The 13,448-nt window shown below is 52.2% G+C and carries 7 protein-coding genes; all 7 read right to left on the bottom strand.

Going from position 1 to position 13,448, the window contains the following annotated elements; translation table 11 throughout:
• Nucleotides 1–62 precede the first annotated feature (62 nt).
• Nucleotides 63–2,960 carry a CHAT domain-containing tetratricopeptide repeat protein gene (locus G9Q97_RS25310; protein ID WP_317168784.1) on the bottom strand — a complete coding sequence of 966 codons (2,898 nt, stop codon included), beginning with the start codon at nucleotides 2,958–2,960 and terminating at the stop codon, nucleotides 63–65.
• A gap of 9 nt (nucleotides 2,961–2,969) precedes the next feature.
• The gene (locus G9Q97_RS24890) at nucleotides 2,970–4,445 is read right to left on the bottom strand and encodes a tetratricopeptide repeat protein (protein ID WP_222852031.1); all 1,476 of its coding nucleotides are present in this window, start codon (nucleotides 4,443–4,445) and stop codon (nucleotides 2,970–2,972) included.
• A 221-nt stretch (nucleotides 4,446–4,666) separates the two neighbouring features.
• Nucleotides 4,667–5,086, bottom strand: coding sequence for a hypothetical protein (locus G9Q97_RS19370; protein WP_166149887.1), 420 nt, complete (start codon nucleotides 5,084–5,086; stop codon nucleotides 4,667–4,669).
• Nucleotides 5,087–5,349: 263 nt separating this feature from the next.
• Nucleotides 5,350–5,898 (bottom strand): M48 family metalloprotease, encoded by a 549-nt coding sequence (locus G9Q97_RS19365; protein WP_166149885.1) that lies wholly within the window; start codon nucleotides 5,896–5,898, stop codon nucleotides 5,350–5,352.
• Between the two features lie 138 nt (nucleotides 5,899–6,036).
• Nucleotides 6,037–7,212 (bottom strand): hypothetical protein, encoded by a 1,176-nt coding sequence (locus G9Q97_RS19360; RefSeq protein ID WP_166149883.1) that lies wholly within the window; start codon nucleotides 7,210–7,212, stop codon nucleotides 6,037–6,039.
• Between the two features lie 61 nt (nucleotides 7,213–7,273).
• A complete protein-coding gene (locus tag G9Q97_RS19355; RefSeq protein WP_166149881.1) occupies nucleotides 7,274–9,289 on the bottom strand; it encodes a tetratricopeptide repeat protein in 2,016 nt (671 codons plus the stop codon).
• Nucleotides 9,290–9,314: 25 nt separating this feature from the next.
• Nucleotides 9,315–13,193 carry a tetratricopeptide repeat protein gene (locus G9Q97_RS19350; protein WP_166149879.1) on the bottom strand — a complete coding sequence of 1,293 codons (3,879 nt, stop codon included), beginning with the start codon at nucleotides 13,191–13,193 and terminating at the stop codon, nucleotides 9,315–9,317.
• Nucleotides 13,194–13,448 lie beyond the last annotated feature (255 nt).

Raw genomic sequence — 13,448 nt, 5'->3', positions numbered from 1 at the left:
CAAGGCATTCTTAACGAAATAGTGGTTTTTTTAACACGCGTAAAGGTTTAATTCTGTAAACATCACCCCCCAATCATCACAAAAGCCCCCCAGAAGTAGGGGTCTTCGTATTTCTCCTTAATGGTCTGTTGGGCGGCTTTGAATGCCTGGCGTTTGGTCATGTCTTTTTGTAGCCAGTTTTTGTAGAATAGCCCCATCATCTCCTGGGTCTGTTGGTCGGCGATCTTCCAGAGGGAGAAGATAACCGTTTCGGCTCCGGCTATCTGAAAGGCGCGCTGCAGGCCGTAAACACCTTCCCCATTTTTGGTGACGCCTAGCCCCGTCTCACAGGCGGATAGTACCACCAGCTCGGTGCCCCGCAGGTCAAGCAGGGTGGCTTCGTAGGCCGTAAGGATGCCGTCCTCCTGCCCAGCTGGACGCTGGAAGTCCAAGTTGCCGCGGTTCTTCAGCGTGGTCTCCGCCCCGGCCAGGTAGAGGCCGCAGCGAAGGTAAGGGTTCTCGGTAACGGTCTCCTGCCCCAGCCCGCTCATCAGCATCTCTCGGTTGAGGCCTTCGGCTTGCTGTTCCCTTTGGGGCTCGAAGAACCCGTGGGTGGCGATATGGAGGATGCGGGGGCTTTTCACTTTTTTTAGCAGATCCTCGGAAGCGGCATTTTCCAACAGGGCCAGGGTAGGTATGCCCTCCCCATCGAGGATGGAAGCCACCTGCTCTACCTCAGTAAGGGTGCCAGGAAGGGGACTGATGCTGCTCCGGCTGGCATCGATGGCGCGGTAGGTTTGGTAGGTGCCGTAACCGCTGCTGCCCAGTGAGGCGGTGAGTATCCGTGCTGCCTGTCCCTGCTGGAACCGCTTCTGGGCGGAAGCCACGGCTTCGGGGGAAGCGGGGTAGGATGGATAACCCGCCAGTACGGCGTTGTTGTTGGGGGCCGGCTGTTTTTTCTTTTTAACCAGGTTTTTGGTGGAGCCTACCCGTTCAATGTCGAGGGTTTCCAGGAGGTATCGACCTGTTTCGGGGTTTTTAAGGGTCTGCAGGTTAAGTGTATGGTACACCCCGTCGGGAGAGAGGTAGACTTTTCCGGCCCCGCCCAGGGAATCTAGCGCGGTCTGGATGGGCTGCCAGAAGTAGGCATAGAGCGAATCGGCGGGAATAGGATTGTCACCTCCCGCGACCCGGCTTGCGCCCCGCGTGGCAAAAGCGGACTTGTAGCTTTGCGCACCCTGCGCTTCCAGTTCGTTGCCGTTCTCCAGCAGCACAAGGTGGGGATGCCCTTTCGTATCGGGGGTAACGATCAGGGCGGCGTAATGCACCGTGTCCGTCCAATTTTTATCGTGCCAGGTGTATCGGATCAGTTCGATAGCGGATTCGCCGGGCTTCAGCTCTTGTTGCACCTCCCACCAGGTGGTGCGCACCGTGTCTATCGCCTCGGCGAAGGCCTCCGAACGGCGGGAAAGTTCTTTTTCCAGCGTATTGGCTTTTTCCAGGGTAGCGTCTGGGACGATGCCCACCTGTTCCCGTTCGCTTTTGGGTATTTCCGACTCCTTGAGCCACTGCCGTTTGAGCGCCTGCCAGTCTTCGAACAAACAGATTGCGGTGGTATCCCCGCCGGCAAGGATGCGTTCCCGCATCTGCGAACTACTTTGAAGCAGCAGTCCTTTCAGCAACAAGGCATTGTCGTACTGAGTGGCGGTGATGGCGGGGTTGCTCCCGTGCCTCTTCCCGGCAAAGGAGTGGAATAGCTCGAAATTGAAATTAAAAGTATTTAGGAACTGCTCCTTTTCCTTCTCGGAAAGGCTGGGAAAAACGTTCCGGAGTTGGTGGAGGTACACTTGCTGGCCTTGCAACAGAAGCGGCTCTGCCTCGTTGTAGCGGCCCATGTTTTTGTACAGTAAAGCCAGGTTATTAAGGGAGGTGGCATAGTTAGGGTGATCCTCGCCTAGTTTCGTTTTATAGATCCCCCTGGCCTGCGTGTACAGCGGCTCTGCCTCGTCGTACCGGCCCATGCTTCGGTACAGCAAGGCTAGGTTGTTCAGGGAAGTGGCATAGTCGGGATGGTATTCGCCAAGCTGCGCTTTTCGGATTTCCAGGGCCTGTTCGCACAGGGACTCAGCATGGCCGTACCGGCGCATGCTTTTGTAAAGCAAGGCCAGGTTATTCAGGGAGTTGGCGTAGTCGGGGTGGTTTTCTCCCAGTTGCGTTTTCCTAGTGTCCAGAGCTTGCGTGTATAGCGTCTCAGCCTCGTCGTACCGGCCCATGTCTTCATAGAGCATTGCCAGGTTGTTTAAGGAGGTGGCAAAATTTCGGTGATCTTCTCCCAGTTGCACTTTATCGATTTCTATGGCTTGCGCATACAGCGGCTCTGCCTCGGTGTACCGGCCCATGATTTGGTATAGCAAAGCCAGGTCGTTAAGGGATTGGGCATAGGAGGGATGGTCTTCGCGCAGTTGCGTTTTTCGGATTCCCATGGATTGTTTGTACAGCGGCTCAGCCTCGTGGTACCGGCCCATGCTTTTAAATAGCGTTGCGAGGTTGTTCAGGGAGGTGGCATAGTCGGGGTGGTCTTCGCCCGGTTTCGCTTTCCTAATTTCGACGGCCTTAAGAATCAGCGGCTCTGCCTCTTCGTAACGGTCCATCGTGTAATACAGTGTTGCCAGATTGTTCAAGGAGGCGGCATAGTCGGGATGGTCTTCCCCCAGTTGCGCCTTCCTGATTTCGGTGGACTGTAGGTACAACGGCTCGGCATCGGCATAGCGGCCCATCTCAGCGTACATCGTTGCCAGGTTGTTCAGGGAGGTGGCATATTCAGGGTTGCCTTCGCCCAGTTGCACTTTCCTAATTTCGACGGCCTTAAGCATTAGCGGCTCTGCCTCTTCGTAACGGTCCATCGTGTAATACAGCGTTGCCAGGTTGTTCAGGGAGGTGGCGTAAGAAGGGTGCTCATCGCCGAGTTTTACCTTATAGATTCCCGTGGCCTACGTGTATAGGGGCTCTGCCTCTGTATAGCGGTCCATGCTATAATAGAGATTAGCGAGGTCGGTAAGGGAGCTGGCATAGATGGGGTGGTTGTCGCCAAGTTGGTTTTTTCTGATTTCCAGGGCCTGGGTGTACAGCGGCACTGCCTCGTCGTAGCGGCCCATGTTTTTGTACAGCTCCGCCAAGTTGTTCAGGGAGATGGCATAGTCGGGATGGTCATCACCGAGTTTTGTTTTCCTGATTTCTATGGTTTTGAGGTACATCGGCTCAGCGTCGATGTAACGTTCCATGCTTTTATATAGCCCGGCCAGATTGTATAGGGAGGTGGCGTAAGAAGGGTGGTCATCGCCGAGTTGTACTTTATAGATTTCCATGGCCTGCGTGTATAGCGGTTCTGCCTCGGTGTAGCGACCCATGTTTTTGTACAGTTCCGCCAAGTTGTTTAGGGAGGTGGCATAGTCGGGGTGTTCTTCACCGAGTTGTACTTTTTCGATTTCTATGCACCGAAGGTACAGCGGTTCGGTATCGGCGTAACGTTCCATGCTTTTATATAGCCCGGCCAGATTGTATAGGGAGGTGGCGTAAGAAGGGTGGTCTTCCCCCAGTTGTGCCTTCCTGATTTCCAGGGCCTGGGTGTACAGCGGTTCGGCCTCTGCGTATCGGCCCATGCTTTTGTACAGATTCGCCAAGTTGTTTAGGGAGCTGGCATAGTCGGGGTGGTTTTTCCCCACAACCGATTTCCAGAGCGCGGTCAGCTCGGAATAGTATGGCTCCGCTTTCTCGTAATAACCCGATTGTTTACAAGAGTGTGCCAGTGCAAAAAGGAACTTCGAATAGGTTGTGGTATCCGTTGCACCAAAAGTTTCCTTAAGGGTTCTGATATGTTTCCCGTACAGTACCATGGAGGCCCTGTAACTTGAAGCGGCATAAAAGGTGTTCCCGTTCCTGATATCTAAATTGATATCGCGTAACGTGTCTGCCAGGAAGCTGAGGTCCGCATTATTTTCCAGGTAGGCCATCACCTCACTTTGTGCCCTGCTATCTGCCCATTGCGCCGCTGTCCAACCATCTTCCTGGCCGGTTTCGGGGTTGTATTCCCTGTCGTCTACAGCAATCCCCACTTCCTCGATCAAGTAGCGGAGCAGTTCCAGTTTGCCTTCCCCTGCGGCTAAGCCCGTGAGGTTGCCGTAGGATGCCGTTTTTTCTTCGTTCAGGTAAATCACCCCTTTTTTCAGGAAGGGGTCGGCTCCGTAATCTACCAGCCATTGTACCATTTCCAGATCGGCCCGATAGGCCGCCCACATAAGCGGGGTCGCACCGTTCTTATCCAGGGCGTTTACATCCGCCCCCGCTTCCAGCAGTAGCTGCACTTCCGGCAGATCCTTGTCTTTGATGGCATCGAGTAGTGGGGTTTGGGCGGGAAGGACAGTAGTCGATAGTATAGTGCAGACAAGTATAAAAAGGAGTCGGTGCATGGTAATCCGGATTTTCTAACTACCTAATTTAGAAACCTTTCGCTTGCAGTGCAAGGCCTTTTTAAGAATTTCGTGGGATTTTTTAAACCAGGTGGTTGGTTGTAATCAGAAAAGAAACATGTTCGGTTGATTGCCTGGCGGATGATCTGCTGGAAAGCAGCGATTTTTGATTGGTATGCAGCAAAGCAAGAGGGCCCCTTGCTTTGCCACATCCGATGATCTTAGGTTTCCAGTAACTCGAGGTTGTATACCCATTTCATGTCGTTGAAATCGACATATAGCTGGGCTTCACCGTTTTGGCTGTTGCGTTTAATCAGTCGCAAGCGGCACCTGGCACCGTCTTCGTTGATACAGGAGAAGGTCAAAACATCGTCGCCATCGCTATCGGTTTTTTTTCCTTCGTTTTCGATGATATCGTATACCTGTTTTTCTTTCGAATATACGGTGATGCGGCTATCATCGGCTACGATCAAGACAGAAGTACTTTCCCAATCGGACCAGTCACTCCATCGGTTGTCATCATTCTTGACTTTCATTGCGAGGGCGGTGGACTTCAATTTTACAACCTGGCCGAAGGATATCTCAGTCATGAACACGAAAAAGAAAAGAACAAAGGCGAATGTTACTGCAGATTTTTTCATGGTTTCTATGGATTTTGGTTTGCATTCACCAGTAATCCCGCTCACAGCCCCCTTCACACGGTTGCGGCAAGCTTTTTTTCAAAAAAAGTAGTGAAGCGCTCAGGGACAGTAAAAATGCGGAGGGTAGTATTCGGAGATAAAATCCTCCGATATCCAGAAGTAGGAATAGATGGCCTAAGGAAAAATGGAAACCTGTTGTTTCTTAGGCGCTTATTTGGTTCAGGGTAGTCGGGGGCAGGGCTTGTGGGGTTTTGTAAGCTTGGCTAGTTTCCCATCAGTGCCTGTTGGTAGCCTTGCTGCATGGCCGCCATCCTGCGGGGCGTATCGGGGTGGGAGGCACTACCCATCCAGGCGAACATCACCCTAAAGGCGGATTGCGCGTCGTATAGCGAGCAGCCCATTTTGGCCAGTACATAGCCCGAAACGAAATCAGCTTGTAACTCCCTGGTCCAGGGGTGTTTGAATGAGCCATACCAACTCAAGTCCATGTTGAGGTGGTGTCCTACTTCGTGCGCCATCACCGAAATAGGTGCGCATTGGTTGTGTAGCTGCAAGTATCCCATAAAGTGCTCATTGTACCCGATAATGGGTATTCCGTAGGAGTGGGAGGCAAAAGCATTTCCCCGGTCAGTCGCTACGGTTTCTATGTAGGGAACCCCAAGCGTTTTGCAAATGGAAAGCACCACTTGTTTGGCATAGGGCGAGGCGGGGTAGCGTTGCCCATGTCCGGCAGCCCCTGCATAGTTACAGCTTTGTGCCTGGCAAAACTGACCACCGAAAACAAGGATCAAGGCGATAAGTAGATTTTTCATTTTCTTTAGCGGTTTGATTGCAACCCTGCCAGGGGTTTTGTTCCCTTAGCAGGGTTTTGATGTATTTAATATTTAGATTTACTTTTATGGTGTTGGCAAATCCTACGGAGCAAAACAGGCTAGCACGGGCTGCTACCGTCATGTGAGGGTAATGGTATGTGTACCGAATCCTTTTGTTGCGTCTATCTGTTTCCTTTTCAATCCAAAAACGGTCCCCTTATACTCCAGCAGCTTATCCGTTCCGTTCCAGAGCCATCGCCTTTTCTCATCTACGGCGTAGTAGAAGAAATGGTCGTTGGGCGTATCGGCCAGTTTGACCCTTTCTTTGTGTTTGAGGGGGTACCAGGCTTTAATTTCCCACGCTCCCTGCTCGTTCTGCACATAGAGCATGACCAACACTTTCTTGCGCGATCGATTCTCAAAAACGATTTCGTATTTCCCAGGTTCATAAGAAGCTTCGTTTCCCGGAAGTGCCGACACCTGTGCTACCGCATGGGGTTGGAATTTGAATGGAATGATTGCTCCCGTCCGCTGGTCACCTCTGGCGGACTCTCCCAGCCTGCGCCGTCCGGGACCGACAGTTTCGGCCATGTAGTAGCGCCTTCCGTTTTCTATGAGAAAGGTACCTCCTGGATTATGGCCGTCTACCGCCACAAACGCAAGCACGTGGTTATCTTGCAGGAAAAACAAGATGTCTTCGGGGTCGATAAGGTAGGAGAGTATAGCCGCAAAGAGCAGGGTCTTGGAGTCGCAATCGCCGTAACCCGAGATGAGTACCTCGGGCGGGGTATGGATGCCCCCCCGGTGAAGACCTGCTTTACGGTCTTTGGGTACGCCGTATGGAATGTCCTGCACGAACTTCATGGCCATTTCAATCCGGTTCAGGCGGTTGTCTTTGTCCATGGCCCGCAGCTGTGCCCGGATGAGTTCGGCAATGGGTTTCCCAAACACGGGTGCGTAATAACCCACGATGGCATCGTAATCCGCTTTGAGGTAGTTGTCGAACCTGCGGAACATGCCTTGCTGCATCACCCGCTGCCTTTCTGCGACGTTCTCGGGGGTAACCGTCCAGCGATCGAACATCCATCGGGGGATGCCGAAGCGGGCGTTCATCTGTTCGGTGGCGGTTGCATCGAAATGCAGTTTGAAGTGCTGCATGTTTCCCCATTGGTCTTTGAATCGGTAGTTGACACGGTAATAATCGCCGGTTTTTTCGGACGATAGGGACACATGGTCATTTTTCTGGTAGTTCCTCTGGGCGAAAAGCACCCAGCTCCACAGCATAAGCAAAAGGAATAGATTCAGGGTCTTCATGGCTTTTTGTTTTAGCTTTCAACCCTAATACCCCAGACTGGAAAAGCTTCACGCTTTTGACTCAATTTTTTTCAACTTTCTTGCGGAAGATGAATTCGCCGCCGTTGTCACTCCTGATGGGGCCGGAAACGGGCTGTTGGTCGGTGTATTTTGGAACCTGGGTTTCCAGGTGGTCTCGGAGCGCGGAAACCGGGACATCGCCTTCGGCTTTTTGCAGGAAGTCAATCAGGTGCCAGGCGAAAGGGCTGTTTTGTTTGCCGGGCATCTGGTCGAGCACGGTTTCCATGCTACCACTAGCCAGTACCCAGCGGGATCTTTTCTGATTCCTCGCTTCTGCAGCTTCCTGCCCCTCGCCGCGCTTCAGGTAAAACGAACTCGAGAAACAGGCATCTGCCAGTACCAGTACATGTTTTGCTTCCATTTTTTCGATAACCGCAGCGAGGCTGGCATTACCCAGGCGGCCATTGGCTAAAATCCATTTGCCGTCCTCATCAAAACCTTCATCGTACTCGCCGTGCCCGGCAAAAAAGATAATGACCTCATCCTGAGGGCGGGTAGTTCCGATCAGGTGCTTCAATCGGTCACGTACATTGGCAAAGGACGCTGACTGATTGAAAAGCGTATCTACATCGGTGATGTCGTATTTGTTTACCAGTGCACTGAGCAGATCACGGGCATCTTTTACGGGCATATGGAGCTGCTGCCAGCTTTCGAAGTTGTAGTCGTTGATACCGATGGTCAATAGAAAGCGACGGGGCGCTTCTGAGCGGTTTACCTGTTCGTTTTCGTAGTTCAGAACCAGGGTATCCAGGGCTTCATCACCTGAATGCGCCACGGCCTTGATAAGCACCTGGTTCTCTCCTTCGGCTAGTTGAACCGGGTACTGCCAGACCCCATCCGGGAAAACAGGGACTTCCTGCCCATTTACCTGCAACTGTTTGATGCCATAGGCAGCGGTGGCAAAACCCTTAATGGTAAAATTGGCTGCGTTAAGCCGGTTGACGCCCCGCTCGTTGCGTTGCAGCGGGTCCGGGGAGTAAATATGGATAAAAGGCCGGGTATTGGCTGTTTTAAGCGCCTCTTCTCCTGATGCTTGTAAGTTGCGGGGCACCTGCTCACGGTCTGTCGCGCCTCGTTTCAATAATCCCTCGGATATCTGCTGTATTTCCTGATAGGAGATGGTGGCTTTATTGTATTGAAACGTTTTCTGATACATGCCCGCCAGTTCGCCTAGGTTTTGCAGGTACTGGGGATGCTGCACTCCTACGATGGCCCTTAGGGTTTCATTGGCTTGGAGATAGGCTTGCTCCGCTTTTTGATGCTGATTGGTGGCTACATACAACTTGCCGAGTTCCCCTAGAGCCAGGGCATAGCCAGGATGATTTTTACCAAAAATAGTTGCCCGTCCTTCCAGCACTTTCTCGAAAAGTACAATTCCCTTTTCAAACTGCTTGAGCTCTCTGAATAGAATGGCTTGTTGAAAAAGGACATTGAAATAAAGCGGATGTTGGTTGCCGAGGGCGGTTTCTACTACTTCCCTGGCTTTTTCCAGTAGCGCTTGCGCCTCTTCCAGGCGGTTTAATTTAATATATAAATCGGCAAGACTGGTATAATCCTTTCCTAGGGTAGGATGTGTTTCCTCTAAGGTACGCTTATTAATTTTGATGGCTTCATTGATATGCCCTTCTGCGGCAGATAGCCTGCCTGTTAAAATAAAAAGCTCTCCTATGTTAAATAGGGAGTTAGCATAGTAAGGGTGTTCTTCCCCCAGTTGCTCTTTCCTGATTTCTTTTGCTTGTAGGTACAAGGGCTCGGCATCGGCATACCGGCCCATACTTTTGTACATTAAGGCCAGGTTGTTCAGAGTGCCGGCATATTTGGGGTTGTCTTCGCCGAATTCCTTTTTGGCAACCAACACAGCTTTTTCGGCATATACTGAGGCTTCTTCATAACGGCCCTTTCCGTAAAGTTCTTTCACTTTTTGGTTAAGGGACTGCCAATCATTCTCTGGAGATTGTGCCTGGGAACTGCAGACTGCACCCCAGGTAAAAATCAAAATAAGTAGTTTTTTTAACATGCGTAAAGGTTTAATTCTGTAAACATCACCCCCCAATCATCACAAAAGCCCCCCAGAAATAGGGGTCATTGTATTTCTCCTTAATGGTCTGCTGGGCGGCTTTGAATGCCTGGCGTTTGGTCATGTCTTTTTGTAGCCAGTTTTGGTAAAACAGGCCCATCATCTCCTGGGTCTGTTGGTCGGCGACCTTCCAGAGGGAGAAGATAACGCTTTCGGCCCCGGCCACCTGAAAGGCGCGCTGCAGGCCGTAGACTCCCTCCCCGTTTTTGGTGACGCCTAGCCCTGTCTCACAGGCGGAGAGCACCACCAGTTCCGTACCCCGCAGGTCGAGCAGGGTGGCCTCGTAGGCCGTCAGGATACCGTCTTCCTGCCCCTCGGGACGCTGGAAATCCGGATTTCCGCGGTTCTTGAGCGTGGTCTCCGCCCCGGCCAGGTAGAGGCCGCAGCGCAAATAGGGGTTGTCGGAGACGGTTTCCTTTCCCAGTCCGCTCATAAACATTTCTCGGTTGAGGCCTTCTCTATTCTGTTCGCTCTCCGGCTCGAAAAACCCGTGGGTGGCGATGTGGAGAATACGGGGGCTTTTCACTTTTTTCAGCACATCCTCGGAAGCGGAATGCTCCAACAGGGCCTGGGTAGAAATGCCCTCCCCGTCGAGGATGGAAGCCAGTTGTTCTACCTCGGCCAGGGTGCCGGGCAGGGGGCTGATGTTGCTTCGGGTGGAATCGATGGCGCGGTAGGTCTGGTGGGTGCCATAGTTGCTGTTGCCCAGGGAAGCGGTGAGTACCGGCGCTGCCCGCCCCTGCTGGTAACGCTGCAGGGCGGCGGCCACCGCTTCGGGCGAAGCAGGGTAGCTGGGATAGCCCGCCAGTATGGCGTTATTGTTGGGGACCTGCCGTTTTTTCTTTTTGACCAGGTCCTTGGTGGAGCCGACCCGTTCAATGTCAAGAGTTTCAAGGAGGTATTGGCCCGTTTCGGGGTTCTTGAGGGTCTGCAGATTAAGTGTATGGTACACCCCGTCGGCTGAGAGGTAGACTTTACCTGCCCCACCCAAGGAATCGAGTGCTGCTTGGATGGGTTGCCAGAGGTAGGCATAGAGCGAATCGGTGGGAATAGGTTCGTTGCCATCCGGAACCCGGCTCGCCCCCCGCGTGGCAAAAGCCGACTGGTAACTTTGAGCCCCCCGCTCTTCCAGTTCGTTGCCGTTATCCAACACCACAAGGTGGGGATGCTCCTTCGTTTTAGGGGTAACGATCAGGGCGGCATAATGCACGGTGTCCGTCCAGTTTTTATTATACCATCTGTATCTGACCACTTCGATGGCGGCTTCATGGGGCTGCAGTTGTCGTTTCACATCCCGCCAGGTGGTGCGTAGGGTGTCTGACGCCTCGGCAAATGCCTCCGAACGGAGGGAAAGCTCTTTTTCGAGGGTATTGGCTTTTGCCATTGTGGCCTCGGGGTCGATGCCCGCCTGTTCCTGTTCGCTTTTGGGTATTTCCGATTCATGCAGCCACTGCCGTTTGAGCGCCTGCCAGTCTCCATACAGACGGATGGCGGTGGTATCCCCGCTTGCGAATATTCGCTCCCGCATTTGCGAACTACTTTGCAGCAGCAGCCCTTTCAGCAGAAGGGCGTTGTCGTACTGGTGGGCGGCGATTGCGGGGTTGTCCAATTTGCGTTTCAGTGAGAAGGAGTGGAAGGTTTCAAAATTGTAATTAAAGGTTTTGAGGAACTGTTCCTTTTCCTTCTCGGAAAGGCTGGGGAAAACGGTCCGAAGTTGGTGGAGGTACACCTCTTGGCTTTGAAACAGAAGCGGCTCTGCCTTATCGTATCGGCCTATGCTCCGGTAAAGCGCTGCCAAGTTGCTCAGGGAGGTAGCATAATCGGGGTGGTTTTCGCCCAAGTGCGCTTTCCTGATTTCCAGGACCTCGACAAAGAGCTGTTCTGATTGTGTAAAGCGGCCCAGGTTATGGTACAGTACTGCTTGGTTGGAAAGCACCGTGGAATAGTCGGAGTGATTATCGCCCAGTTGTTCTTTAAAGATTTCCATTGCCTGCGCGTACAGTGGCTCTGCCTCGGCAGAGCGACCCATACTCTCATATAGCCCTGCCAGGTTGTTCAGGGAGCTGGCATATTCGGGATGGTTTTCTCCTAGTTGCATTTTCCTGATTTCTACGGCATGCCTGTATAGTCGCTCGGCTTCGGCGTACCGCTCCATGTTTTTATAAAAGGCTGCAAGGTTATTCAGGGATAGGGCAAAATTGGGGTGGTTTTCACCGATTCTTATTTTATAGATTTCCATAGACTCCATGTATAGTGCTTCTGCCTCGGTGTATCTGCCCATGTCTACATACATTGCCGCCAGGTTGTTTAGGGAAGCGGCATAGGAAGGATGGTCTTGGCCGAGTTGTGCTTTTCGGATTTCCATGGCCTTCGTGTACAGAGGCTCTGCCTCGGCGTACCGCCCCATGCTTTTGAACAGCAACCCCAGGTTGTTCAGGGATTGGGCATAGTCGGGATGGTCTTGGCCGAGTTGCGTTTTTCGGATTCCCATGGACTTAAAGTAGAGCGGCTCTGCCTCCGCGTATCGGCCCTTTCTTCGGTAGAACTCTGCCAGGTTGTTCAGGGATTGGGCATAGTCGGGGTGGCCTTCTCCCAGTTGTGTTTTCCTGATTTCTAGGGCCTGTGTGTAGAGCGGCTCTGCCTCGGAGTAACGGCCCATGCTTTCATATAGCCCGGCCAGGTTGTTCAGCGAGGTTGCATAGGAGGGGTGGGTTTCGCCTAGTTGTGCTTTCCTGATTTCCATGGCCTGCTTGTAGAGCGGCTCTGACTCGACGTACTGGCCCATGCTTCCGTATAGCAATGCCAGGTTGTTCAGGGATTGGGCATAGTCGGGGTGGTCTTCTCCCAGTTGTGCTTTCCTGATTTCTAGGGCCTGTGTGTAGAGCGGCTCTGCCTCGGTGTAACGGCCCATGCTTTCATATAGCCCGGCCAGGTTGTTCAGGGAGGTGGCATAGTCGGAGTGGTCTTCGCCCAGTTTCGCTTTCACGATTCCCATGGCCTGCGTGAATAACGGTTCGGCCTCGTTGTAGCGGCCCATGCTTTTATAAAGCGCTGAAAGGTTGTTCAGGGAGGCTGCATAGGAGGGGTGGTCTCCGCCGCCGACCGATCTCCAGAGTACTAAAAGCTCCGAATAGTACTGCTCTGCCTCTTCGTAGTTGCCGGATTGTTCGGAGGCGTTTCCCAATACATAGAGAAACGTAGCATAGGTTGTGGTATCCGTTGCACCAAATGTTTCCTTGAGTGTTTTGATATGTTTTTCAAACAGCATCATGGAGGCTTTATAACTAGATGCTTTATAAAAAGTCGCCCCGTTAGTGATATCCATATTGGCCTTACGGAGCGTATCCGACAAAAAATTGAGGTCTGCACTTTTTTCCAGGTAGGCCATCACCTCAGCCTGTACCTTGCTATCTGCCCATTGCGCTGCTGTCCAGCCGTCTTCCTGGTCCGTTTCGGGGTTGTATTCTTTATCATCCACATCAATACCCACTTTCTCAATCAAATAGCGGAGCAGGTCCAGTTTGCCTTCCCCGGCGGCTATGCCCGTCAGGTTGCCGTAGTAAGCCGTTTTTTCTTCGTTTAGATAAATGGCACCTATTTTTAAAAATGGGTCGGCTCCGTAATGGACCAGCCATTGTACTATTTCCAAATCGGCTTGGTAGGCCGCCCACATCAACGGGGTGGCACCGTTCTTATCCAGGGCGTTTACATCCGTCCCGGTTTCCACAAGTTCCTGCACCTGCGGCAGGTCTCCGGCTTTGATCGCATCGAGGAGTGGGGTTTGGGCCTGGAGGGCAGTGGTGGAAAATAAAATGCAAACAAGTAAGAAAAGGATCCGGTACATGGCAGGTGGGATATTTCTAACTACCTAATTTAGAAACCTTTTACATGCAGTGCAAGGTATTCCTGAGAATATCGTGGGATTTTTTAAGCCAAGTGGTTGGCTGAAACCAAAAAAAGTAATCTGTTCGGTCGCCTGCCTGGGTGCCAGCGGGTCTTTGCCACTCCTGCCTGCATCGGAGCGTATTCAATGAACCTATAATAGCAACAGGAATTTGTACCTTCCAATGCTTTTCTGTATGCTTCAGAAGCAGTTTTG

The sequence above is a fragment of the Cyclobacterium plantarum genome (assembly GCF_011290685.1).
In the GTDB taxonomy this organism is placed as follows: domain Bacteria; phylum Bacteroidota; class Bacteroidia; order Cytophagales; family Cyclobacteriaceae; genus Cyclobacterium; species Cyclobacterium plantarum.
This window is presented reverse-complemented; position numbering and strand designations above follow the sequence as displayed.